Here is a 25,360-nt window from a genome sequence, read left to right as displayed (position 1 = left end):
CTCTAACCTAACATTCATGCATTGCTAGGAAGATTGCTTAAGCCACGTGCTTAGGCAATCTTTTTGTCCAAAAACAGTTACAGTTCCCAAAAACTCGCCTATAATCCACCCAATTCTTTCCTCTCCGAGTGTCCCCCACTCGATCGCTAATTTTCTCCTGACTTGCCATGCTGAAGAAAGCCCTCACATTCTCCGAATTGATTAGCGCGATCGTTCTCCTCACCAGCGTATCCGCGATCGCAGCCCCGCTTGAAAACTTGCGGTTCGACCCCGACATCAATCAACTCGAAGTTACCCTTGCAGCAGGCATCAAACCGACCTATTCTCTTCTCTCAAAACCCGATCGCATCGTCCTTGATTTACCCAACACCCAGGTAGGTCAGATTTCTCCCCAACAGACTTTTATGGGCGCAGTTCGGCAAGTTCGCGTCTTCCAATTCCAGCCAGATACCACCCGGATTGTCCTCGAACTTGCGCCCAATCAAACCTTGGCAACCCAACAAGTCCAACTTCAACAAGCCCCAAGCTCAGACAAAATCTGGATACTCCGCCCTACTCTAGCGGCTCGCACTCCTTCCCCCCAAACCCAAGCCGTTTTCAACTCCCTGCGTCCCATCCAGACCGCTCCCCTTCCCAAAACAACTCCAATCCAACCCGCAGAACCAAAAGTCGCCCAAACTTCAGCCACTCCCGCAAACGATTTTGGACTACCGCCTGCTCCCCCCGCCATCAACCCCGACCTCCCGCCTGTAACCCCTCCCCCTGCAACTAATTCTGCGCCTCCTGCTGCGACTGTCCCTGATCTACCGCCTGCTCAATCTACTCCCCTCCCCCCCGCTGCCGGATCAGGCAATGCTCCCACCGGAAGTAGTCTTCTTTTTCCAGATGCGCCGATTACTCCTCGCGCTGTCCCTCAATCGCCTGGCTTACAACTTCCAGAAGTCAATCCCAGCTTGGCAATTCCAGATTCGTTTCCGCCCATTAATGCTCCCACAAATTTACCGAGTACACCGCCGACCGTGACCGTTCCCCAACTCGATCGCCGCTCGCCCGATCCCTCTTCGATCGTGGAACCTCGATCGACCTCTGCTCCCGTCGAAGATACTCCTGTTCCCGTCCGCCAGAGAACCATCCAATTCGGTCAACCCTTACCCACCCTCATCAATCAGCAACCCCCATCCACCCCGCAGCAAATCAGTCGTTTTGCCAACGGATCTTCTGAAAGTCTCCTTCCTGTTGGCACAAAGCTTAGCCTGTTTTATCCCGGCAACGAGCCACTCAAACTTCAGGGCAATCAATCTCGACAAGATGTATTGATTTTGCAAAACGAAATCCGCGATCGCGCAGGGCGCTTACTCGTTGCGCCTGGGAGTGCAGTCATGGGAAAGTTTGAAACCGATCGAAACGGAAGTCGATTTGTCACCATCCAAGGTCAAAATCTCGCCTTCATTGGCAAATCAGACACGATCAGCGGCAATCCTCAAGTTCAAGACCATCGCTTAATTCAAAACTCTGGACTCGGCGCGATCGCGGGAGCCGTCCTCGGTGGTTTCTCGGGCGGAAACGTGATTGGCGGAGCCGCGCTTGGAGCAGGCGTAACTTATCTCACAGCTTCTAGACCCGCTACAATTCAGCCCAGACAATTAATTCAGATTCAATTAACTCAGGACTTCAACCTCTTCTCCAGATAACCGATGCAAACTCGCACTCTCACGACTATCCCGCCCACAGCCGAGCATTGATAGCCCGTAGCGCATAGGGGAACACTAGACCTGATTCCTGTTCGGCAAAGTCTACTTTGCGAACCACTGACCTCAGGTAACTGTCTATGATGTCCCGATCAAAACACCGTCGGTTGCTCCATCTTTGCCTCGGCGTTCTCAGCTTGTCTTTAGCGATCGCCATCACGCCTGCTCAAGCAACCCTCCAACCAACTCCTGCCCCGATTGTTGCTGCACAACCCGCGACTCTCTTAGATCAAGGACGTACCCTCTATCAGTCTGGGCGATTTGCAGAAGCAGTTTCCGTATGGCAAACTGCCGCACAACAATCTCAGGCAAAAGGAGATCGTTCCAATGCTGCCCTTAGCCTCAGCTACTTATCTTTGGCACAGCAAGAATTGGGTCAATGGGCTGAAGCGACTCAATCGATCGAGCAAAGCCTCTCCCATCTCAAAGCGACGAAACCCCAAGCAGATGCCATTCTCTGGGCACAGGTTCTCAATACTCAAGCTAGTTTACTCCTCCATACAGGCAAAGCAGAAGCAGCCCTAGAAACCTGGAAACAAGCTCAGACTTATTACACTCAAGCGGGAGACACAATCGGTAGCCTAGGCAGTCAAATTAACCAATCTCAAGCCCTACAAAGCTTAGGCTACTATCGCCGTGCCAAGCAGCAATTAAACGAAATCAACCAGCAATTAGCTAAACTGCCGGACTCTCAAGTCAAAGTTAGCGGATTGAGAACACTCGGCGCGACTCTGCAAATGATTGGAGATTCGACGGAAAGCCGTAAAGTTTTAGAACAAAGTCTAGCGATCGCCAAAGCCAAAAATCTTAAATCCGAAATCAGCGCAATTCTAGCAGGACTTGGAAAAGCGGCAACCGACTTAAACGATCCAGATGCTGCTCTAGCATACCTTGAACAATCCGAACAAGCGGCCGTTAGCCCAATTGAGAAACTGCAAGCTCGTCTCGATCGCTTCAAACTTCTGATTGATTACGGGTTACTCGACCAAGCCGCTCCAATTGCACCCCAGCTATTATCCCAGCTTGAGCAACTCCCCCCAAACCGTACTTCTATGTATGGCGCAATTAATTTTGCCGCCTCGCTCAATCAGCTTGAAAACAGCGAAAAACTATTATCGCTCAACACGCTCTCAAGCCTACTTGAGAAAACAGTTCAGTCTGCCAAGAGCTTGCAAGACTCCCAAGCCGAAGCTTATGCCCTCAACCAATGGGGCAAGCTCTACGGGCGCACGGAGCAATGGGCAGAAGCCGAAACCGTTACGCAGCAATCTCTCGAAATCGCTCGTCAACTTCAAGCCGATGAGATCATTGCTCAATCTGCTTGGCAAATGGGACGGTTGAAAATCGAACAAGGCAAAACTAAGCAAGCGATCTCACCTTACACCGAAGCAGTGAAATCTCTGCGTGCCATCCGAGGCGACCTTGCAGCCATCAATCCTGATGTCCAATTCTCCTTCCGAGAAAGCGTCGAACCGGTCTACCGTGAATTCGTGGCCCTCTTACTCGAAGGTCAACCGGGTCAAGCAGAACTCACCCAAGCTCGCGAACTCATCGAATCTCTACAAGTTGCAGAACTCGACAACTTCTTCCGTGAAGCTTGTCTCGATAAAACCCAACAAATTGACCAGGTTGACACGACTGCAACTGTTGTCTATCCGATTATCTTGCCCGATCGCTTAGCCGTGATTTCTTCCACCGCAGGCAAACCTCTGCAATATCACATCACCCCAATATCGCAAGCCGAAGTCGAAGAAACGCTCGATCAACTGCTGGCTGCACTCAACCCAGTTTCCAACCTTCAAGCTCGCGATCGCGTCTCTCAACAAGTCTACGACTGGCTGATTCGTCCAATCGAGTCCGAATTAAAACAGACAAAAACACTGGTGTTTGTTCTAGACGGTAAACTGCGAAATATTCCCATGTCAGCCCTTTACGATGGCAAGCAATACCTCATCGAGAAGTATGCTGTCACCCTATCTCCTGGGCTTCAGTTAATGGCAGCACGTTCCCTCCAGCAAACCAACATTGGCGCAATCGTTGCTGGTATCAGTGAGTCTCGTTCGGGCTTTTCTGCCCTCCCTGCTGTAGAAACTGAAGTTAAAAAAATCGCGCAAACCGTTCCTTCTTCCAAACTGCTTAACGCACAATTTACAGGCAATGCATTATCGACTCAATTAAAAGACAGTAAAGCGAATGTTGTGCATCTTGCCACACATGGACAGTTTAGCTCTCGCCTCGAAGATACTTTCCTGCTGACCTGGGATGGAGTTGTCAACATCAAAGAACTCTCCGAACTCCTACAAAGCCGGGACGCTTCAAAAGCGATCGATCTACTCGTGCTCAGCGCTTGTGATACCGCAAGTGGTGACGATCGCGCTGTTCTTGGACTGGCAGGACTAGCAGTAAAATCAGGAGCACGGTCTACCCTCGCAACGCTTTGGCCTGTAAAAGATAAAGCAGCCGCAACACTCATGACGCAGTTTTATCAAGAACTCGGTCAATCGAGAAGCACCAAAGCAGAAGCTCTACGCCAAGCACAACTCCATTTGATACGCAAAACGGACTTTAAAGATCCCTTTTTCTGGAGTGGATTTGTCATGGTTGGAAATTGGCAGTAAAAAACTGTAGATTCACGGATTCCTCAAGCTGAGAATTACGCAAACTCACCACTGGCTAAAGGGAATATATTCTCTAGGATTAGTTTATAGTGGTGTTCTCTTAGCTCAGTTCGATTGTGTCCAATCTTACTCCGATGCGATGGAAGTTTTATGAAAAAACAAGCAATTGCTAGCACGATGGGCATTGTCGCCCTGATTGCTAGTAGCGCCTGGACTCCAGTTCAAGCATTTCCGTTCTCTCCTCCTCCTGGCAATGGCTCTCCCAGCCAAGCGACAGGCGGAGCTTCTCGTGGCAGCATATTTACGAATCGGCAAAACCGCACTGTCCGTCAAGCGACAGGCGGAGCTTCTCGTGGCAGCATTTTCCAACCCGGTGCAAACCGTCGTGTTCGTGCAGCCGTGGGTGGAGCTTCGCGTGGATTCTTCCAACCTTCGCGGACTAATCGTACAGCTCGCGTAACTGCGGGTGGCGCTTCTCGTCTTGGTAGACAGGAGTTAGATCCCTCACTCGTGGCTTCATCGGGTCCGGCCGCAATGTTGGCTCTTACGCCGCAAAACTACTACGGCACGACGATCTCTGAACGCCCAACGATCTTGGTCTATCTCCCTGCAACCGATGCTGAAGAAGCAGTTTTTAGCCTGAAAGATGAAGCAGGAGCCACGATCTATGAAACAACGATTGCGGTCAATCAAGAAGCGGGCATTCGCGCCATTTCCCTCCCTGAGTCTATACCTGCTTTAGAGGTGGGTAAAGACTACCAGTGGTTTCTAGCACTCAAGATCGATAACAAGTTAAACCCCAGTGCTCCCTATGTGGATGGCTGGATTCAACGAGTTGAGATGAGCGCAGAAATGGCATCAAGTCTCAAACAAGCCGATGCGCTTCAGAAAGCAAAAATTCTGGGACAGAATGGACATTGGTATGACTGTGTTGCAACTCTGGCAATGTTGCGGGCAAGTCACCCCACAGATGAAGTTCTGACCAACCATTGGAGCGAACTCCTCTCATCTGTCGAACTCGGTTCGATTACACAAGCACCAATGCTCGTTTCTCTTAACTAACTCTCTATGAAGCACTGGTCAGTGCGACCAGTGCTTTCCGAATCATGTAACTACTATGCGGCAAAAAATCCAAGCTTTTTTTCGGCGAAATCGTAGCGTCTTGATCATTGCACCTAGCGTTGCTGCAACTGTTACTGCGGGACAAATGCTAGGTGTATTTAATTTGCTTGAGTGGCAAGTGCGCGATCAGTTCTTTCGGCAGCGATCGACCGGAGAAATGGCAAAGTCGATTGTGGTGGTCACAATCGATGAGGAAGATATTCAAAGTGTAAAAAAATGGCCGATTCCAGACTGGTCACTAGCACAGTTAATTGAAAAGATTCGGGCACAAAAGCCAAGAGCAATCGGGCTAGATCTTTATCGCGATTTGCCAGAAGGTGAAGGTCACAAGCAGCTGGTCAATGTATTTGAATCCACACCCAATTTGATTGGAGTTGAGAAAATCACAGGCGATCGCGTTGCACCTCCGCCTGCTTTAAAAAAGAAAGACCAAGTTGCGATCGCAGATTTAGTGTTAGACGGCGATCGTCAAGTTCGGCGTGCCTTGCTCACCTCTGAAGATTCGAAAGATCAGACGGTTAAGCCGGGACTAGCAACACGAGTTGCTTTAAAATATCTAGAAGCTGAAGGCACCACATTAGACAGCTCAGATAAAAATCCACTCCAATACAAGCTTGGTCAAACCGTTTATCTTCCTCTAAAAGATCAAGAAGCAGGATACTCAGACGCAGATGTTGGCGGCTACCAGATTCTCCTCAATTGGCATGGCTCAGAAAAAGCATTCCACACAGTATCGATGCGAGATGTTCTCGCAGGACGCGTCCCCGCAGATTTGATGCGCGATCGTATGGTATTTATTGGTTCGATTGCCGCGAGCACCAACGACTTTTTTGGAACTCCCTTTAGTTCTTCGTGGTTCTCTGCTCAAGATCCAACCCCTGGCGTAGTCGTCCATGCCAACATTGCTTATCAACTGGTCAATAGTGTCAAGCAGAACAACATGCTGCATGGCTTGACGATCAAAAAATTCATTGCTTGGATTTTTGCCTGCTCTCTGTTTGGAACCATAGGAAGTTGGACGTTAGCAAGTTTACCTAGTCGCCAGCGCCTTCCGGGTGGAAAAATTCTGTGGGCAACGGTCGGGACAAGTGGTGCAATTGTCTCGGGAGCCTATTTCATTTTTCTAGGAGGAATGCTGATTCCAGTCACACCCGCGCTTGCTTCTTTCATTGCGAGTGTGGTTGCGACTGTAAATTCTCACAAACACCAAAAACTAGAAGAAGCGAATCGCGAATTAGAATCTGCGAACAATCAACTCATTGATTATTCCAAAACGCTAGAAACAAAAGTTGAGGAACGTACCCGCGAACTCTTAGAGGCAAAACAGGCAGCAGATTCTGCGAACCAAGCAAAAAGCGAATTTCTTGCCAACATGAGCCATGAGCTGCGGACACCGCTCAATGGAATTTTAGGCTATGCCCAAATCTTAGAGCGATCAGTCGCCCCTAAAGAGCAAGAAGGCATCAAAATTATTCATCAGTGCGGCTCCCACTTGCTGACGTTGATCAATGACATTCTAGATTTGTCAAAAATTGAAGCTCGTAAGCTAGAACTTGATTCGTCTAGCATTCATCTTGCGAGTTTTCTCAATGGGGTTGCTGAAATCTGCCGAATCCGGGCTGAGCAGAAAGGGATTGGATTTCAGGTCGAGATTGACGATTGCTTACCGATTGGCATTGTTGCTGATGAGAAGCGACTGCGACAGATTTTGATCAATCTACTCGGGAATGCAATCAAATTTACAGACCAAGGACAGGTCACCTTCCGCGCACTCTCGGCTCAAGAGTCTAGAATTCGATTTGAAATCGAAGATACAGGCGTAGGGATGTCTACCGAGCAAGTAGACAAAATTTTTCTCCCTTTTGAACAAGTCGGAGCCGTTGAGCGCAAATCTGAAGGAACAGGGCTAGGACTTGCCATTAGCCAGCGAATTGCAAACTTGATGGGAAGCGGAATTCAAGTGCAGAGTCGCTTAGGAGAAGGCAGTATTTTTTCGCTCGAAGTTGAATTCGCGATCGCATCCGAATGGAATCAATCTACCCAGAATCTAGCGCAAACCCAGACAGTCATTGGAATTCAAGGTCAACCCCCGGTTATTCTCGTTGTAGATGATGATCGGACTCAATGCAGTATGGTGGCAACACTACTACAAGAGATCGGATTTGAAGTCAAAGTCGCTTACACCGGAAGTGATGGCTGGTTAGCAATTGACGAAGATCATCCTGATCTCGTAATTACAGATTTAGCGATGCCTCTGCTAGATGGAATGGGATTGATTGAGCAACTGCGCTCTACTGCTGAAACAAGTGCAATTCCCATCATTGTTTCGAGTGCTAATGTCTTTGGCTCCAATCGTCAGCGTAGCCTTGATGCGGGTGCAAATGCCTTTCTTCCCAAACCTTTTGAAGTTGGAGAATTGCTCAATACACTACAAGCTCTCCTGAATCTGACCTGGATCTATCAAACTCAACCCACGGAATCGCCCGCTCAAGCCGCACCGGCCCAGGGTAAACTCGTTCTTCCAGCACAGAATGTCTTAGATGATATCTATCATCTTGCTATGATGGGCGATATTACTGCGATCGAGGGTATTCTGAGTACATTAATAGAGGAAGACCCTTGCTATACAACGTTTGTAGCCGAATTGAAGAAGCTTACTGCGACGTTTCAAGCTGGAAAAATCCGTCAGTTTATCAAGTCCTACACTAAGGCGGCACATTAAATGATCCCGATTTCATTGGTCCCGGTTCGCATCTTGCTTGTAGATGATACACCAACCAACCTGAAAGTCCTGTCTGAAGCGCTGCAAGGGCAAGGCTGGAAAACATTGATGGCAACAGATGGAGAATCTGCGATCGAGCAAGCCGAGTACGCACTCCCGGATTTGATTTTGCTGGATGTGATGATGCCTGGGATTGATGGATTTGAAACCTGTCAGCGTCTCAAAGCCAACGCTAAAGTACAGCACATTCCCATCATTTTTATGACCGCTCTCTCTGATTCTATCAATAAAGTTAGAGGGTTAGAACTAGGCGCGGTCGATTATATTACCAAGCCCTTTCAGCAAGAAGAAGTCATTGCTCGCGTTAAGCTGCATTTAAGTATTTCGCACCTCAATCAATCCCTACAAACGAAAATTGCCGAGCAAGCCGAAACCGAGGCGCAACTGCAACAATTAGCTCAGGAACTAGAACAACGAGTTCGAGATCGTACCGCCGAATTAGAAATATCACTGCATCAATTAAAGACGACTCAATTGCAATTAGTGCAGAGTGAGAAAATGTCTACACTGGGTCAACTTGTTGCAGGTGTCGGACATGAGATTAATAATCCGATTAATTTTGTCAGCGGCAATCTCAAACACATTGATGATTACACACGCGATTTGTTTGCGTTAATTCAGATGTATCAGCGCAAAGATTCTGCTGAAGATATTGCAGAATTTATTGAAGATATTGATTTAGAGTATGTTGCCGAAGACTTGCCAAAATTAATCAAATCAATTCATGAAGGGGTTCATCGCCTCAAGGATATTAGTCTTTCGCTACGCTCGTTTGCGCGATCAGATATCTCTTCAAAAACTGAATTTCAACTGCGTGAGGGAATTGAAAGCACCATTATGCTGCTCAAACATCGCCTGAAAGCAAATGAGAAACATCCTGAAATTCAAATTATTCGACAATATGCAGAACTACCACCAATTAGCTGCTATCCAGGGCAACTCAACCAGGTCTTTATGAATTTGATTGCGAATGCGATCGATGCTTTTGAAGAGAAAAATGAAACGCGCTCTTATGCAGAGATTGTAGAGTCTCCCAACATGATATGGATTTCAACCGAGATTGATCGCTCAAATCAAACAGTTCTAATCCGTGTCAAGGATAATGGACTGGGGATGCTGCCTGAGATTCAATCCCAGATTTTTGAACCCAGTTTTACGACGAAGCCAGTTGGAAAAGGAACGGGACTTGGATTACCAATTAGCCGGCAAATTGTGAATGAAAAGCATGGAGGGCAGTTAGAATGCCGCTCTATTGTGGGTGAAGGCACGGAATTTACGATCTCGCTGCCGATTTAAGAAAAATAATTTGAACCTTTGAGATAGTGAGTCTGTCTAAGGAAGCGAAGCTAATTTTTTAGCTGATCACTGACCTAATTTTTGACTTACACCATGCAGAAATTCTCAATGAAAAAAGTTGCAATTCTTCTCCCCGGTGCGATCGCGCTGATGATGGCAGTTTCGCCGATGCTTGCAGCTCATGCTCGTCCTATCAACCGCTTGGCACAAGCCCCAAAACAGGAATATGCAAATAAGCTGGGCTTGACTGACGCACAGAAGCAATCCATGAAGTCGATTCGGGAAGCGGTGCAAAAAGATATCTACACCAACGTGCTCAATGATGGGCAGCGTGCTCAGTACGATGCAGCAGTACAGCGAGGTGAAAAGCCTGGAAAGATGATGCGATCGCTGAATTTGTCTGACGCACAGAAAACGCAAATTCGAGACAAGATGAAGGCAGCACGGCAAAAAATCAATCAAGAAGTACTGACGCAGGCACAACGCGATCAAATTCAGCAAATGCGTCAGCAACGCAGAAATCGTCGAGGTGCATAGCTAATTCGTTTTTCATCATCAAAGGAGTTCACGGAGGCATCCACACTGGATGCCTTTTTCTTTGAGTAAGACCGCAAAACTTTGATGATTCTTAATAGAACTCTGCAGTGAACGGATAGGGTACTGCGTTGTAGGCAGGAGCAGTTGTCTATCTTCCTCACTCTGAAGAACTTTGAATTGGAAAATCGTGGGTAGGACGCAGGAACTGACCTAATCAGCAATTGAACGAAAAGAGCAACAGGGTTAGGTTTAATCTGTTTGTTTTTTGTTCTTATTTTTATAAAAAAAAGAATTCAAGAATTTGAAAATTGCTAAATAATTGCTTAATTCACCTTAGTAAGATTTCTTGGAGTTCTGATAAATATATTCTTCAACTGAATTGTCTTAGCGATGTAACTTCTTTTTGCGAGGACTAGGCAGAAACGGTCTTATCAACAACAATGCAAACAGAACAGATTTGTACTCACCCCTTCAGAGACGACTTAGGAGAACCTTAGAGTGAAACTCGCAGTGTATGGCAAAGGCGGCATCGGCAAATCGACGACAAGCTGCAACATCTCAGTCGCATTGGCAAAACGCGGCAAAAAGGTTTTACAAATCGGTTGCGATCCCAAGCACGATAGTACGTTTACCTTGACTGGCTTCTTGATTCCAACCATTATTGATACGCTTCAGGAAAAGGACTATCACTATGAGGATGTCTGGGCTGAAGATGTTATCTACAAAGGCTATGGCGGTGTGGACTGTGTAGAGGCAGGTGGGCCTCCAGCAGGAGCAGGCTGCGGTGGTTATGTAGTCGGTGAAACGGTCAAACTGCTCAAAGAACTGAACGCATTTGACGAATATGATGTGATTCTGTTTGATGTCTTAGGAGACGTGGTTTGTGGCGGATTCGCTGCTCCATTGAACTATGCAGACTATTGCATGATCGTGACAGATAACGGATTTGATGCGTTGTTTGCAGCAAATCGGATTGCGGCTTCGGTCAGAGAGAAAGCGCGGACACATCCACTACGATTAGCAGGACTGATTGGTAATCGAACCGCCAAGCGGGATTTGATTGAAAAGTATGTCGATGCAGTTCCGATGCCGATCTTGGAAGTGTTGCCTTTGATTGAAGACATTCGCGTTTCGCGAGTCAAAGGAAAAACCTTGTTTGAAATGGCGGAGTCTGATCCCTCATTGAACTATGTGTGTGATTACTATCTGAACATTGCTGATCAGATTTTGGCAAATCCTGAAGGAGTCGTTCCGAAAGATGCTGCCGATCGCGATTTATTCTCGTTGCTGTCTGACTTCTATCTCAATCCACAACAGCCAAAAACTGCCGAGGAAGAATTAGATTTGATGATGGTCTAAAGAAAGAATGAAGGGGAAAGGATGAAGGCTACGAATTGCGATATGTGATCTTTAGTGCCAACTTTGTCCTTTTACTTTGTTTGACTTGTGAACATTGATCAATTACGTCGATCGCTCAAAGACCGCTGGCTCGACTATTACGAAGCAAACCGTTCTTGGATTTCTCGGTTGTCGATCTGGGTCAGTTGCGAAGGGAAACGGCGACCGTCTTCTAGCTTTATTCTGGGTGTTCTCTCAACCGAAGAACCCCGTCTGACCGAAATGCTGCCGCTCATTGTGGACTTGAGCAATCATCCCGATCGCATTGTTGTTGCACTGGGACTGAACTTTGATCCCGAACAAGAACTGAATCACAAACAACTCAAAGCTGAAACTCCCAAGTATCTTCCTGCGAGTTCTGCAACCGAAGCGCCTCAGAAACCTCGTCGTCCGGCTGAAGTTGATGAAGCTTGCGAAGGACGCAACCGAACGACACCATCGCCTCAATAAAATCCTCACTTTAGAGACCTACTGTTATGACTCTCGCTGATGCTCAACCTCAAGCCCTAAACTTCGAGTGCGAAACTGGGAACTATCACACTTTTTGTCCGATTAGCTGTGTTGCCTGGCTATATCAAAAAATTGAAGATAGCTTTTTCCTCGTTATTGGCACGAAAACTTGCGGCTATTTTCTGCAAAACGCGATGGGCGTGATGATTTTTGCAGAACCTCGCTATGCCATGGCAGAACTGGAAGAAGGCGATATTTCTGCTCAGTTGAACGATTACAACGAATTGAAGCGGCTCTGTGAGCAGATTAAGCGCGATCGTAATCCCAGTGTGATTGTGTTCATCGGTACTTGCACCACCGAAATTATCAAAATGGATTTAGAAGGGCTAGCACCGAAACTCGAATCCGAGATTGGTATTCCCATTGTCGTTGCGCGGGCAAATGGTCTAGATTACGCCTTTACACAAGGAGAAGACACGGTTTTAGCAGCAATGGCGCAACGCTGTCCAACCCAAGCTCCAACCGCGGAAGCAGACAAAGAGGAGCGTAATGCAATCCAGAAGTTGATGAACTTTGGACGCAAACAGGAAGATGTGAAGCGCGAAGAGTCAGAATATGTGGATCATCCGCCGCTCGTAATGTTTGGGTCTGTTCCTGATCCGATCGTGACTCAGCTTTCCTTGGAATTAAAGCATCAAGGGATCAAGGTTTCAGGATGGTTGCCTGCGAAGCGTTATACTGAGCTTCCCGTAATCGAGGAAGGATACTATGTGTCGGGCGTGAATCCGTTCCTGTCAAGAACTGCTACAACATTGATGCGACGACGGAAAGCGAAATTGATTGGATCGCCCTTTCCAATTGGGCCAGATGGAACAAGAGCTTGGGTTGAAAAGATTTGCTCAGTGTTTAACATTGAGCCGAAAGGATTAGAGGAGCGGGAAGCAAAAATTTGGCAAAGTGTTGAAGACTACCTGCAATTGATTCGCGGCAAGTCAGTGTTCTTCATGGGCGATAACTTGCTCGAGATTTCGCTGGCTCGGTTTTTGATTCGGTGCGGGATGACTTGTCATGAGATCGGCATTCCGTACATGGACAAGCGGTATCAGGCAGCGGAATTAGATTTCTTAGTGAAAACCTGTCAAGAAATGGGCGTTCCAGTTCCGACGATCGTTGAAAAGCCAGATAACTATAATCAGTTGCAGCGAATTCATGAATTGAAACCGGACTTAGTCATTACGGGAATGGCTCACGCAAATCCACTAGAGGCGCGTGGAATTAGTACGAAGTGGTCGGTCGAGTTTACGTTTGCTCAGATTCACGGATTTGGGAATACGCGGGACATTTTGGAGTTAGTAACACGACCACTGCGGCGAAACGGGGCGTTGAAGGATTTAGGTTGGGAAAAACTGGTAGAGGAAGCGCGAGTTTAAAGCGTTACTCACTCTAACCTACGAAACTTTAGAAGGCGGAGTTTTGGGACAACTCCGCCTTCTGTTATTTCAATTATTCCTCGCTTTCTAGGACTTTCTTTGCTTCTAGTAACTCTGCACGCCGGACTTCGCTAACCGTGGGATAGGACAGATGCAAAGACTTTAACGTACTCACAATAATGTCTGAGACGGCTAACCGGGTAAACCATTTATGATCGGCGGGGATAATATACCAAGGAGCATAGCTAGTACTCGTATTGTTAAATACATCTTCAAAAGCTTCCATGTATTGATCCCAGTGTTGCCGTTCTTTAGCATCAGAGACAGAGAACTTCCAATTTTTTTCGGGTTCATTAATCCGAGCTAGAAATCGTTTCTTTTGTTGTTCCTTAGAAACATTCAAAAAGAACTTGAGTACAACAATGCCATTTTCGACAAGATACTGTTCAAAATGGTTGATCTGCTTGAATCGTTTGTCCCAGATCTCTTTGCCATTGGCTTCTGGTGGAAGTTTCTGATGAACTAAGAGTTCTGGGTGAACGCGAACGACTAAAGTTTCTTCGTAGTACGACCGATTGAAGATGCCAATCCGACCGCGTTCTGGTAAGGCCCGATTTGATCGCCAAAGATAATCGTGATCTAATTCTTCAGAAGAAGGCGACTTAAAACTGTAGACTTGGCAACCTTGAGGATTGACACCCGACATCACATGTTTGATCGTGCTATCTTTTCCTGCGGCATCCATTGCTTGAAACAAAATCAGCAATGCGTAGGAATCTTGAGCGTAGAGAATATCTTGATACTTTGCTAGTCGTTGCACCCCTTGTTGAAGTTCGGCTTGAGCCGCAGCTTTATCGGTTAAGCCGTCGGTATAAGCTGGATCATAGTCTTTCAGATTAATCTTTGTGTTCGCGGGAACAATAAATCGATCGTGTTTCATAACAGGCTGTGGGGCAATTCTTCATTATGATCAACCTGTCTTGATTGAGGACATTACCGCAACGTTCTTTAAAAAATTCAGCGGACGTAATTGTTTGAGCGTTTCGAGTTGCTCAGGAGTTTGAACTAAGAGCGCACCTGCAAATGCTAGAGAATTCACTCCAATTCCGCCAAATCCGGGTTGCGATCGCGGCACAATCAACATCCACTCCCTCGTCGCTAATAAATTGTAAGGAGCCGACTGCATCACACGATTAGAGCGGATTCCAACTGTTTCTAGTAGCTCGTAATAGTGTTGAAGAATGTCTTCAGGTGTGGTTTCAGGCTCAAATCTTGCGAATGCGTGGAGAAAGGAAAATTCAGGAATCTGAGTGATGCGATCGCGCGATCTGACCTTTTTAATCAGGGGATCAATCGGAACACGATCAATCTCTTTCTCCATCGGAAAAGGAACAAGTTGCAAATGCTTATGTCGTTGGCTTGCCCCTGCTGCTTTTCCTGCATTGTAGAAAGCTAAACCATCGACTTCTGATAAACATGCCCACATCGCAGTGAAATCATGAAGGGTCAGTAAGGCTTCTTGTTCTTCAAATGCGCGGGTCACAATCAGTAGATGGTTATCAACCACGTTAAATTTATTCAGAAGACACACATGCGTTTCAGAAATATCCATCACAAACAAATCCCGCTCGTACGGTAGAAAAGGATTGATGGGATGTCCGCTTTTTTCTTCTTGTTTTTGTTTAAGGTCTGCTGCCTCTTTGCGAATTAAGTTACTGACAATCCGTACGAGAAATTGAACACCTGCTTGTTCAACAAACTCGTGACTTGTAGGAATAGAAAGCAACGCAACACAAGACAGAGCATGTTGAGTCTGCTCGATCGTGCGTTGCCAGAGAGTTCCTGGATGTTCCAGAAGCGGAAGATGCAATAACTCATTCATAGAGAGAGACAGGGAAATAAAAACACTGTTCTACTATTCCACATCTTTGTGATGAGTTTTGCATAGGACAACAGTTTTATGTGACGTTCTCGCTCAGTTGAGTGCGAATCGATTCAATGCGTTGCCGATTCACACCGAGATCAGATTCGCCAAGACGGGATGCTGATCGCACTTGAATCGCCTTGCTCGTCTTGTCTAGATAAAACTCTACGTCATCAACAAAGCCCATGAGTTTGCTAGTAAATTCAGCGTAAAGATAGTTCTCAGTAGATTCAATAATTTTTGTTCTCGGTTGAGATTCAATCACTTGTTTGAGATCTGCGAAGGCTTTTTCGATGTTAGAAGATTTAAGAGGAGCGATCGCATGGGTCGAATCAGAGCTAAAGCTATTGACGCAATTGGGTGTACTAGGGCACTCGGTCAAGCGATCGTTGTGTAGCCCTAAATTCGTGGGACGGCTGCCAGAAAAGGAAAAAAGGCTAGCTTGAGCCGGAGAGATAGAGGTGAGCCAGCAGAATGAAAGGAGCAGAATGAGAGTGAAGGTTCTACGCATGAGAATTTATTCAAGAAAGTTTAGGTCTATTGAGTTCTATCTAGAGTGTATTGATAATGCGAGTTCCTTGGGTGTCGATCGCTAAACATTTCGCATCGACTCCAACGCCTAACCCTGTCCAAGCTTTCTCCATTGCGAATCTAACAGAGTCCGAGCATTGCTGATGAGCGAGCGCTAGAACTGTCGATCCGGCTCCACTAATGACCACACCATAAGCCCCTGCTGCGATCGCGGCTTCTCTCACCGCATCGTATCCTTTGATTAATTTTTCGCGATACGGTTGATGAATCCGATCTTGCAAAGCAGCTTTTAGCCAATCGGCATTTCCCGTTTCTACACCTCGAACGAATAGTCCTAAATGCGCCGTATTAAAAATCGCATCCGCACGGCTATACTCTGTCGGCAACACGCCGCGAGCTTCAGCCGTTGAAAGCTCAAAGTTCGGAATGGCAACGATCGGAACAATGCTCGCGTCCCAAGGAATATCACAGATTTCCCATGCTCGATCAATTCCTGATGCAGCCAATCGGCACCCCCCAATCAGAGCAGGCACAACATTGTCCGGATGTCCTTCAATCTCAGTCGCAAAAGCTGCAATCTCACTTTGACTCATCGGCGACCCTGCGATCGCGTTTGCTCCCACCAGTCCGCCGACAATTGCTGTTGCTGAACTTCCCAGTCCCCGCGCCAAGGGAACATCCATCTTGATATCAATTGCGATCGCAGGAACAGATTGCTGAACGCGATCGAAGAATTTGACAACCGTCTGATAGACCATGTTGCTAGAATCGAGAGCAACGCGATCAGCTTCCGCTCCGGTTGCCGTAATTTTCAAGCCAGAGTCGATCGGCGAGAATTGAAATTCGTTGTAGAGCGTGAGAGCCGCTCCTAGACAATCGAATCCGGCTCCAAGATTGGCAGTCGTAGCGGGGACACGAACAGTAATAGACATGAGACGCGATCGCACTAAAATTTTGTTCAGTCCTTCATTGTAGTCTTGCGTGCGATGATTTTAGATGGTGGATTCCGTTGAACCTATGACCGATTTTTCTACAAAAATTGATGCGTTGCTCCAAACGTATGAGCGCTTCGGCGTACATTTAGGGCTAGAAGCAAGTCTGAAGCTGCTCTCAGATTTAGGCAATCCCCAAAAGCAAGTCCCAATCATCCATGTAGCAGGCAGCAATGGCAAAGGATCAGTCTGTGCGTATCTATCCAGCATTTTGACAGAAGCAGGTTATAAAACGGGTCGATATACTTCACCCCATTTAATTGATTGGAACGAGCGTATTTGCATTAACGGTCAACCGATTGCATCAGCAGCGTTATATCAAACATTGCTAAAAGTACAATCTCAGATTGATCCAGAGCATTCACCCACTCAATTTGAAGTGATTACCGCAGCAATGTGGCTTTACTTTGCTGAACAGCAAGTAGATATTGCAGTGATCGAAGTCGGATTGGGCGGAAGATTAGATGCAACCAATGTGGTTGACAATCCTTTAGTCAGCGTCATTGTGTCGATTAGTCGAGAACATTGGCAGCGATTAGGATTTACGATTTCAAATATTGCCCAAGAAAAAGCAGGAATTCTCAAAGCAAACCATCCTGCTGTCATTGGACAGTTGCCCGATGAAGCAAAAGCAGTTGTCGATCGACAAATTGCCGCGCTCGGTTGTCCTGTCGTTTATCCTCAACCCTCGCAACTCATTGGCGGTTGGGCACATCAGGGATCGCTAAAATATCAACTTCCACTTCAAGGAGAGATTCAATTACACAATTCGGCTTTAGCGATCGCTGCCATTCAATTTCTTCGTCAACAAAACTGGAATATTTCAGATGATGCCATCGTCAATGGAATTGCAAATACGACATGGGCAGGGCGGATGCAGTGGTATGAATGGCAAGGAAATCGGATTTTGATTGATGGCGCACATAATCCGGCAAGTGCGATCGCGCTACGGCAATTTGTAGATTCGCTAAATCGCCCGATTCACTGGGTAATGGGAATGCTAACGACCAAAGATCATGCAGATGTTTTTAGAGCATTATTGCGATCTCAAGATTCGCTTTATCTCGTTCCTGTACCGGGTCATAGTTCGGCTGATCCGAGTGAATTAGCCACGCTTGCAAAAGAAATTTGTCCGGGCTTGGAGACTTGTCAAGTCTATCCCGATGTCTTTGCAGGATTGCAGGCTGCCCAATCCGAGAGTCTGACAGTGCTGTGCGGCTCTTTATATTTAATTGGTGACTTTTTTCAGCAGCAGCGCGATCGCAGCTAAATTTGCTGCCAAATTTCGATACAATCTGATCTGCACAAAAAATCGCATTCTTGTGTTCAGATTCTGATCCACCCTGAAATGTACCCGCCATGATCCACGAAATTTTTATGCCCGCCCTCAGTTCCACCATGACCGAAGGAAAAATCGTGTCCTGGCTCAAAGCTCCGGGCGACAAAGTTGAGAAAGGTGAAACCGTTGTGGTGGTTGAGTCTGACAAGGCTGACATGGACGTAGAATCCTTTTATGAAGGATTTTTAGCTACGATCGTCGTTGATGCAGGCAACTCAGCTCCGGTCGGATCTGCGATCGCGCTCTTAGCTGAAACCGAAGCCGAGATCGAAGCCGCGAAACAACAAGCAACCCAAACTACTCCCAGCGCTCCGGCTGCCACCGCTGCTGCGACAACACCCACTCCAGAACCTGTGGCAGCGGCTGCCACCAATGGCTCATCTAGTGCGCCGACTCAAAACGGACGCATCGTTGCTTCTCCACGCGCACGGAAACTCGCAAAAGAATTAAAAGTTGAACTGGGTGCTGTGGTTGGAAGTGGTCCGCACGGTCGGATTGTGGCAGAAGATATCGAAAAAGCTGCTGGCAAAACCCCAACCGTCAAACCTGCCGCAAAACCTGCTGCACCTGTTGCGCCTGCTGTTGCCGCTGCACCTGCTCCAAGAGCAGCGTCTGCACCTGTTGCTCCAACCCAACCCGGTCAAATCAAGCCGATGACGACCTTGCAAACCGCAGTCGTCCGGAATATGAATGCAAGTTTAGATGTTCCAGTCTTCCGCGCTTCCTACACGATTACAACGGATGCACTCGACAAACTGTACAAGCAGGTGAAATCCAAGGGCGTAACGATGTCAGCCTTGCTGACAAAAGCGATCGCGATGGCGTTGCAAAAACATCCTTTACTGTATGCAAGCTATGTTGAGAACGGTATTCACTTTAATGAATCAATCAACATTGCAAATGCAGTTGCAATGGAAGATGGTGGGTTGATCACTCCTGTATTGAAAAATGCAGATCAGCAAGATCTTTACTCGCTGTCTCGGAACTGGAAAGATTTAGTCGATCGTGCAAGATCAAAACAACTCCAACCCGATGAATATAGTTCTGGAACGTTCACAGTCTCGAACTTAGGCATGTTTGGTGTGGATGCGTTTGATGCAATCTTGCCACCAGGACAGGGAGCGATTTTAGCGATCGGCGCATCTCGTCCAACCGTAGTTGCAACCGATGATGGACTGCTCGGAGTACGCCGACAAATGCAGGTAAATATCACTTGCGATCACCGCATTATTTACGGTGCTGATGCGGCAATCTTCTTGCGTGATTTAGCAAAACTGATTGAAACCGATGTTCAATCGTTGACGCTGTAACAAAGTGAGGAACTCCGAGATTCTCATCCCGGAGTTTTCATAGAGCTACTAGATAGAATCTTGCCCAGGCTCTATACAGATCCTGGGCTTTTCAATTTATTACCAAGTTTTCATCCGTTATGAGAATGATGCGACGATTCTGAAAACTTCTTGTCTGAAGATGATGCGCCTGCTGAATTTCGGATGAATCAGTAACCACTTTCCGCAACACAGATGCCTTGGCATTTGATCCCATTCGTTGCAGTTCGTAAGCAATACGGACAGAGAATTTTTTCAGGCTCAGCTGCTTGTTGAGTCTCTACTGAAGAATTCGTTTGCGGATTATCTTTAGACATACGACTTAGACACGCGAGGACAGGGCGACTTGAACCATTCGCTAGTCTAACAAATTCGTTACATTTAGATCGCCATTTCACGGTTTAGAACCGCGTCTAGCAACAGATCAGCCCCAAATCGAATCGGATCAGTGCAAGGAAGCTGCGTTTCTTCCTGAATCAATGCGATCGCTCTCCAAGCCGCATCTGTTTCTAAATGAGCTGTATTCAACGCGATCGCGGCCACCTTCACTGCCGCAAACGCTCCGCCCGCAGAGGCAAGCGATTCATAAACCTGCACCACATCCTTCAAAGGCGGAATTGGCACCTGCGGAAAGTTGCGAATGCTCATTTGTCCTGCCCGATGCACTAAAACTAAATGAGTCGGCTGCGAACCGCGAATCAGAGGCAAGGTCGCCGTTGAAGCTGGATTAAATATAGAACCTTGCCCCTCGACGTGCAAAATGTCCTGGTCTGCATACCGCATCACAAGCTGTTCAACTGCACCTGAAGCAAAATCAACTCGCACTGCATCGAGCGGAATCCCATCCCCTGCAATCATAATTCCAGCTTGTCCCGTACCCAAAAACTGCGATCGCAATCCTCTCTGCTCGGCAATCTTATGCATCTCCAAACTCGTAGACATCTTGCCAATACTCATATCTGTGCCAACGGTGAGCACTCTTCGGCAAGTCAACGATCGCGCTGCCCCAGTTCCAACTTGTAATCCAGGTGGCTCTTGACGAATATCCCAGATCCATTGATTCGATTGAAGGTTTTGAAATTTCGGGAGTAGAGGGGTGTGCAGTCCATTGACGATCGACAAACCAGCCTCCACAGCCTGCCGAACTTCCGCAAACCAAGAATCAGGTAAGACTCCTCCAGAAGGCGCAATCCCAATCAATAAAACAGTCGGTTGATGTTTCAAAGCTTCCGTCACCGAACTCACGATCGGAGCCTGACACACAATCTTGGTTAGACCTTGATAAGACTGTTCAGCACATTGATGATCAATAATTGCCACCACTGAATCAGGGCGAGCACGTGTAAAAGCTAAGCCTGTTTTACCCTGTGTTCCTTGGATGCCTTCATGCAAAAGTACAGCAACTCGATCGTTTAATCTCAGCATGATCTTGCCCTCAGCGAAACGCCCAAACCTGGATCTTGATTTGGAATCACACGCCCACTTTCAAACATTGCACCGACAAACGGATCATCAACTAGATTCAAATGACTATCGAGATCCAAATAATCCGCGAAGGGCGAGAGATGAGCGAGTGCTGTATTCATTAATGAACTATCCGAATAGCAGCCAAACATAATTTTCAAGCCATGAGCTTTTGCCGTATGAATCATACGCAACGCTTCACTCAACCCTCCAGATTTCATCAGTTTGATATTGATCCCGTGCACTCGATCGCTTAAAGCTGGAATAGATTGACTCGTAAAACAACTCTCATCGACAAAAATTGGCAAAGGAGAAAGATAAAACAGCTTCGTCAGTTCAGCTTCTTGCCCTTTTGCGAGCGGTTGTTCGATATAAGTGACTTTGCGATCACTCAACCAATGCGCCATTTTCAACGCCGATTCGACTGTCCAACCCCCATTGGCATCGACACTAATCTGCTCAATATCTGGAGCCACTTCTAGCACTGCTTCAAACATTGCCTGATCGGCTGCAATGCCTTCTGGACTTCCTAGCTTGACTTTTAGCGCTCGAATGTCTTGTCGTGGCGATTCGATCGTCCCTTTACCGAGCCAATCCTTAACCCGCTGTTTTGCGCCTTCTGGCGTATTGATCCCGATCGTCACTGAAGTTGGAACAATGCGATCGCGGTCTAGTCCCCAAAGCTTCCAAAGCGGTAGCCATGCCGATTTGCCCAACCAATCATGTAATGCAATATCGATCGCGGCACGCGCAGCAGAAGGAATCCGAGCCTGTGAAAGTAATTGATCGATGCGTTGACGCTCCAGAGGATGCAAAGCTTTCAGCAAAGGTGAGATCGCTTGAAGAGAACGCGCGATCGCTTCAGTCGTTTGGGGATTTTCTCCAATTGAGAAAGGCGAAGCTTCCCCCCATCCTTCAATACCGTCTTGCTCAATCCTGATCCAAATATTCGTAGTTTGGGCTGTAGTGCCACGGCTAATTTTGAGCGCAAAACGCTTATGAACGGTGAAAGTCTGGATCTGAAGTTGCATCGGTTAATTTTTAACGATCGACAAATGAAAAGCTCACAATCGCAAAGCACACAGTTACCTACCCTAACACCAAGTCAGAGCCGTGATACTCATTTCATTCGTCTAAGATGCCGGAACCAGCCCTTTCAAGGTGAACCAATGTACTATAACGAATCTAGAGCATCCTGGAGATCGAAACGAGAGCAGATCAATTCAACTTGTTTTCACTGTTGAAAAAGTACTGTAGTTGCTCAATTGTGGAACAAGATTACTGGTTTACAGGGTTTTCATCTGACCTGGAAATAAAACCTTGAAAGGGCTGGAGCGCACTCCTAACCTGCCAAGCGCGATCGCAGCCAACGGCATAACCTCTCTAAGACTGGAACCTAGAATCAGGAAAGAAGATACACCTTAATGTTCTAAGTGATCCGTAAAGATGCAAAGATGTCTGACCCTTAACTTACTCAGTCTAATCGTCGTCTGGGGAACCATTGCTATCCCAGTCGAGCCAAACGCTGCTACGACTCCCCTGACCAATCGCATCCTTGCCCAATCTTCGGCATCGCGTCCAGCATCTCTGTCCGCATTAATTCAGAAATTGAAAAGCCCGAAGGCAAGCGATCGCACCGCAGCCGCTTTTGAGATCGGACAAATGGGAACAACAGCAAGTCGAGCAACCCCTCACCTGATTCTTCTCCTTGATGATCCAGATAGCGGTGTGCGAGACAAAGCCGTGCAAGCCTTGGGCAGAATGGGGAAAGCCGCAAACGTTGCAATTCCTAAATTAGTGACGTTATTCAAAACTGATCTAGCGGTTCGGGGTCAATACGTCTTTACCTTAGCAAGTCTTGGATCTCCTACTATTCCTCACCTCATGCCACTGCTCAAAGATACAGATGCAACCATACGATTCGATGTTGTCTATACCGTTGCGCTCATCGGTAAATCTGGTAAAGCAGCGATCCCGCATCTCAAACCCCTGTTAAACGATCCTGACCCTGGCGTACACAGCATGGTTGCCCAAACGCTCTGGATGATAGGCGCACCTGCCTCCGATTTCCTTCCTACCCTGATTACGCTGCTTAAAGAATCGACTCATAGCGAAGCGCGGAGTCGGGCAACCTTTGTCTTAAAGGAAATGGGTGCGAAGACACCAGAGGTCATCCCCGCGCTCATTTCCCTATTAAAAGAACCCAATGAGCGAGTGCGAGATGAGGCAGCCCAAATCTTAGGAGAGCTTGGCAAACCTGCCATTCCTCAACTGATTGCACAATTGAAGCATCCAGATGAGGCGGTACGGGGTGCGGCAGCTTATGGGTTGGGCGTAATGCGGTCGGCAGCAAAATCAGCCATTCCTCATCTGATCCCACTCTTGAGAGATCCGAGTCAAAAGGTTCAACTCAAAGCGAGGGAGGCTCTAGCAAAAATCCAACGCCAAGCCCCCAAATCTAAGTAGTCAAACCAGCCCTTCCAAGGTGAGCCAATGTAATATAACGAATCTAGAGCATCCTGGAGATCGAAATGAGAGCAGATCAAGAGATTACTGGTTTACAGGGTTTTCATCTGACCTGGAAATAACACCTTGAAAGGGCTGGATGCCGGGACTCGAGGCGATCCCCAAATCCTTTGATTCAAGGCAACTGCGAAGACAGCGTTGCTGCCCGAAAACCCCTGAAAACTCGGCATAATTCCAACTTGATTCGAGATGACCTAAGAAATTTTGAGAAAAGGCTTGCATAATTCTAGAAGGTCGGGTTATGATTAGTCTCGCGAGATACGCAATCCTCAGTAGCTCAGCGGTAGAGCGGTCGACTGTTAATCGATTGGTCACAAGTTCGAATCTTGTCTGGGGAGTTTTAGATGAATCACATTTCCAAACACTGGATGCTTGATCCAGATGTTGCCTTTCTCAATCACGGCTCGTTTGGGGCATGTCCGATCGCGGTTTTGCGAATTCAAGAAGAATTCAGAAACCGACTGGAACAGCAACCTTTGCGATTTCTAGGACGAGAATTTGAAAAATTGCTCGATCGAGCCAGAGATGGTTTAGCTGAATTCGTTGGTGCGAGTTCGGAAGAATTGGTGTTTGTCCCCAATGCGACCACTGGCGTAAATGCAGTGTTACGATCGCTTACTTTCTCTCCAACCGATGAACTTCTCACCACCAGTCAGGAATACAACGCCTGCCGCAATGCGCTAGATTTCGTCGCCGATCGCTCCGGAGCAAAAGTTGTAGTCGCTGACATCCCTTTTCCGATCGCATCTCCTTCTCAAGTCATTGAAGCAGTTCTGGCAAAAGTGACTGAGCGAACCCGCTTGGCATTAATTGATCATGTCGTCAGTCAGACCGGGCTTGTATTTCCGATCGCTCAAATCGTCCAAGCTTTATCAAATCTTGGAATTGATACCCTAATCGATGGCGCTCACGCCCCAGGAATGGTGGATTTGAATCTCACCAATTTGGGTGCGACCTATTACGCTTCAACCTGTCACAAATGGCTATGCGCGCCGAAAGGAGCCGCTTTTCTCTACGTGAAAAAAGAGAAGCAAGCTGAGATTCGCCCCCTAACAATTAGCCACGGTGCAAATTCTCCTCGTCGCGATCGCTCCAAGTTCCACCTCGAATTTGATTGGATGGGCACAGACGATCCGACTGCATATTTAACAGTTCCAAGCGCGATCGCATATATGGGATCGCTGTTGCCGGGAGGCTGGGACGAAATTAGGGCAAAAAATCGAGATAAAGCGATCGCCGCCAGAAAGCAACTCTGTGAAATGCTGAATGTTGCTCCTCCTTGTCCAGAAGAAATGATTGGAGCATTAGCAACTATCCCGTTACCCAATGGGTCTTATGTAGAACTGCAAGACGCATTGTTAGAGAAATTTAACATTGAAGTGCCCATCGTTCCTTTTCCCCAGGTTCCCCAACGCTTAGTGCGAATCTCAGCTCAGTTGTATAACACCCCTGAACAGTACGAATATTTGGGCAATTCTCTCCTGACCCTAATTCAGTAAGATTTCTTTCACTAGAATTACTGAACTTTGCAAAAAAATTGATCAAAAAGGTTCCGCGATCCTTACCAGGGAAGTCCTAGGTGAAATTTGCCATCTTGGTAGTAGCAAAAACCATATCGAATCAGAATGTCACAATCCTGATTCAATTCGGTGTCGCCCTCACATGATACTTAGATGAATGGCTCCCATGATTCCACTAAAACCTCGTTTCCCGGTCTGGCAATATCTCAATCAGCCACTTTTCCATCTTGCATATCCGTTGATTTTGAATCCACGCCGTTACTGGTTCCACTATCGCGTTGAACTGCTCGAACGCTGTTTTATGCAAGACCTTGAATCTCAAGAAAGAAGAGATTAGTTTTCAAACTTGAATCAA

General features: G+C 47.0%; 20 protein-coding genes and 1 tRNA gene. 15 read left to right on the top strand and 6 right to left on the bottom strand.

Annotated features, from left to right (window positions below; translation table 11 throughout):
• The first annotated feature begins 167 nt into the window (after positions 1–167).
• From LEPBO_RS0127120 to LEPBO_RS0127080, 9 genes are all read left to right on the top strand, one after another.
• Positions 168–1,691, top strand: coding sequence for an AMIN domain-containing protein (locus tag LEPBO_RS0127120; RefSeq protein WP_017290739.1), 1,524 nt, complete (start codon positions 168–170; stop codon positions 1,689–1,691).
• Between the two features lie 137 nt (positions 1,692–1,828).
• On the top strand, positions 1,829–4,366 hold the full coding sequence (locus tag LEPBO_RS0127115; protein WP_026148961.1) for a CHAT domain-containing protein: 2,538 nt from the start codon (positions 1,829–1,831) through the stop codon (positions 4,364–4,366).
• A 150-nt stretch (positions 4,367–4,516) separates the two neighbouring features.
• The gene (locus LEPBO_RS0127110; protein WP_017290737.1) at positions 4,517–5,428 is read left to right on the top strand and encodes a DUF928 domain-containing protein; all 912 of its coding nucleotides are present in this window, start codon (positions 4,517–4,519) and stop codon (positions 5,426–5,428) included.
• 55 nt (positions 5,429–5,483) lie between these two features.
• Positions 5,484–8,210 carry a CHASE2 domain-containing protein gene (locus LEPBO_RS0127105; protein WP_017290736.1) on the top strand — a complete coding sequence of 909 codons (2,727 nt, stop codon included), beginning with the start codon at positions 5,484–5,486 and terminating at the stop codon, positions 8,208–8,210.
• Positions 8,211–9,566, top strand: a complete 1,356-nt coding sequence (locus LEPBO_RS0127100; protein ID WP_017290735.1) for a hybrid sensor histidine kinase/response regulator — start codon at positions 8,211–8,213, stop codon at positions 9,564–9,566.
• A gap of 108 nt (positions 9,567–9,674) precedes the next feature.
• Entirely contained in the window at positions 9,675–10,103 is a 429-nt protein-coding gene (locus LEPBO_RS0127095) for a hypothetical protein (protein ID WP_017290734.1), read from the top strand.
• Positions 10,104–10,601: 498 nt separating this feature from the next.
• Positions 10,602–11,462: a ferredoxin:protochlorophyllide reductase (ATP-dependent) iron-sulfur ATP-binding protein gene (gene bchL / locus LEPBO_RS0127090; RefSeq protein ID WP_017290733.1), complete on the top strand. Its 861-nt coding sequence runs from the start codon at positions 10,602–10,604 to the stop codon at positions 11,460–11,462.
• Positions 11,463–11,549: 87 nt separating this feature from the next.
• Entirely contained in the window at positions 11,550–11,951 is a 402-nt protein-coding gene (locus LEPBO_RS0127085; protein ID WP_017290732.1) for a DUF5331 domain-containing protein, read from the top strand.
• A gap of 26 nt (positions 11,952–11,977) precedes the next feature.
• Entirely contained in the window at positions 11,978–13,381 is a 1,404-nt protein-coding gene (locus LEPBO_RS0127080; protein WP_017290731.1) for a ferredoxin:protochlorophyllide reductase (ATP-dependent) subunit N, read from the top strand.
• Positions 13,382–13,454: 73 nt separating this feature from the next.
• On the opposite strand, the gene LEPBO_RS0127075 is transcribed toward LEPBO_RS0127080, so the two are convergent.
• From LEPBO_RS0127075 to thrB, 4 genes are all read right to left on the bottom strand, one after another.
• Entirely contained in the window at positions 13,455–14,321 is an 867-nt protein-coding gene (locus tag LEPBO_RS0127075; RefSeq protein ID WP_017290730.1) for a polyphosphate kinase 2 family protein, read from the bottom strand.
• A gap of 30 nt (positions 14,322–14,351) precedes the next feature.
• A complete protein-coding gene (locus tag LEPBO_RS0127070) occupies positions 14,352–15,263 on the bottom strand; it encodes an ATP adenylyltransferase family protein (protein ID WP_017290729.1) in 912 nt (303 codons plus the stop codon).
• Positions 15,264–15,339: 76 nt separating this feature from the next.
• Positions 15,340–15,816 carry a DUF1499 domain-containing protein gene (locus tag LEPBO_RS0127065; protein WP_017290728.1) on the bottom strand — a complete coding sequence of 159 codons (477 nt, stop codon included), beginning with the start codon at positions 15,814–15,816 and terminating at the stop codon, positions 15,340–15,342.
• A 40-nt stretch (positions 15,817–15,856) separates the two neighbouring features.
• Entirely contained in the window at positions 15,857–16,768 is a 912-nt protein-coding gene (thrB, locus tag LEPBO_RS0127060; protein ID WP_017290727.1) for a homoserine kinase, read from the bottom strand.
• An 85-nt stretch (positions 16,769–16,853) separates the two neighbouring features.
• On the opposite strand from thrB, the gene LEPBO_RS0127055 reads away from it, so the two are divergent.
• A complete protein-coding gene (locus tag LEPBO_RS0127055; RefSeq protein WP_017290726.1) occupies positions 16,854–18,098 on the top strand; it encodes a bifunctional folylpolyglutamate synthase/dihydrofolate synthase in 1,245 nt (414 codons plus the stop codon).
• 89 nt (positions 18,099–18,187) lie between these two features.
• The gene (locus LEPBO_RS0127050) at positions 18,188–19,477 is read left to right on the top strand and encodes a dihydrolipoamide acetyltransferase family protein (RefSeq protein WP_026148959.1); all 1,290 of its coding nucleotides are present in this window, start codon (positions 18,188–18,190) and stop codon (positions 19,475–19,477) included.
• Between the two features lie 399 nt (positions 19,478–19,876).
• Here LEPBO_RS0127050 and LEPBO_RS0127040 read toward each other — a convergent pair whose 3' ends face one another.
• Both LEPBO_RS0127040 and LEPBO_RS0127035 read right to left on the bottom strand, forming a co-directional pair.
• Positions 19,877–20,920: a DUF1611 domain-containing protein gene (locus LEPBO_RS0127040; protein ID WP_017290723.1), complete on the bottom strand. Its 1,044-nt coding sequence runs from the start codon at positions 20,918–20,920 to the stop codon at positions 19,877–19,879.
• Entirely contained in the window at positions 20,914–21,990 is a 1,077-nt protein-coding gene (locus LEPBO_RS0127035) for a dipeptide epimerase (RefSeq protein WP_017290722.1), read from the bottom strand. The genes LEPBO_RS0127040 and LEPBO_RS0127035 overlap by 7 nt, the downstream gene beginning before the upstream one ends.
• A 415-nt stretch (positions 21,991–22,405) precedes the next feature.
• On the opposite strand from LEPBO_RS0127035, the gene LEPBO_RS0127030 reads away from it, so the two are divergent.
• The 4 genes from LEPBO_RS0127030 (at position 22,406) to LEPBO_RS43455 (ending at position 25,342) form a co-directional block, all read left to right on the top strand.
• The gene (locus LEPBO_RS0127030) at positions 22,406–23,425 is read left to right on the top strand and encodes a HEAT repeat domain-containing protein (RefSeq protein ID WP_017290721.1); all 1,020 of its coding nucleotides are present in this window, start codon (positions 22,406–22,408) and stop codon (positions 23,423–23,425) included.
• 326 nt (positions 23,426–23,751) lie between these two features.
• A tRNA-Asn gene (locus tag LEPBO_RS0127020) sits at positions 23,752–23,823 on the top strand.
• 6 nt (positions 23,824–23,829) lie between these two features.
• The gene (locus LEPBO_RS0127015; protein WP_026148958.1) at positions 23,830–24,984 is read left to right on the top strand and encodes an aminotransferase class V-fold PLP-dependent enzyme; all 1,155 of its coding nucleotides are present in this window, start codon (positions 23,830–23,832) and stop codon (positions 24,982–24,984) included.
• A gap of 178 nt (positions 24,985–25,162) precedes the next feature.
• The gene (locus tag LEPBO_RS43455) at positions 25,163–25,342 is read left to right on the top strand and encodes a hypothetical protein (RefSeq protein ID WP_017290718.1); all 180 of its coding nucleotides are present in this window, start codon (positions 25,163–25,165) and stop codon (positions 25,340–25,342) included.
• The last annotated feature ends 18 nt before the right edge of the window (positions 25,343–25,360 follow it).

The sequence above is a fragment of the Leptolyngbya boryana PCC 6306 genome (assembly GCF_000353285.1).
Classification (GTDB): Bacteria; Cyanobacteriota; Cyanobacteriia; order Leptolyngbyales; family Leptolyngbyaceae; genus Leptolyngbya; species Leptolyngbya boryana.
This window is presented reverse-complemented; position numbering and strand designations above follow the sequence as displayed.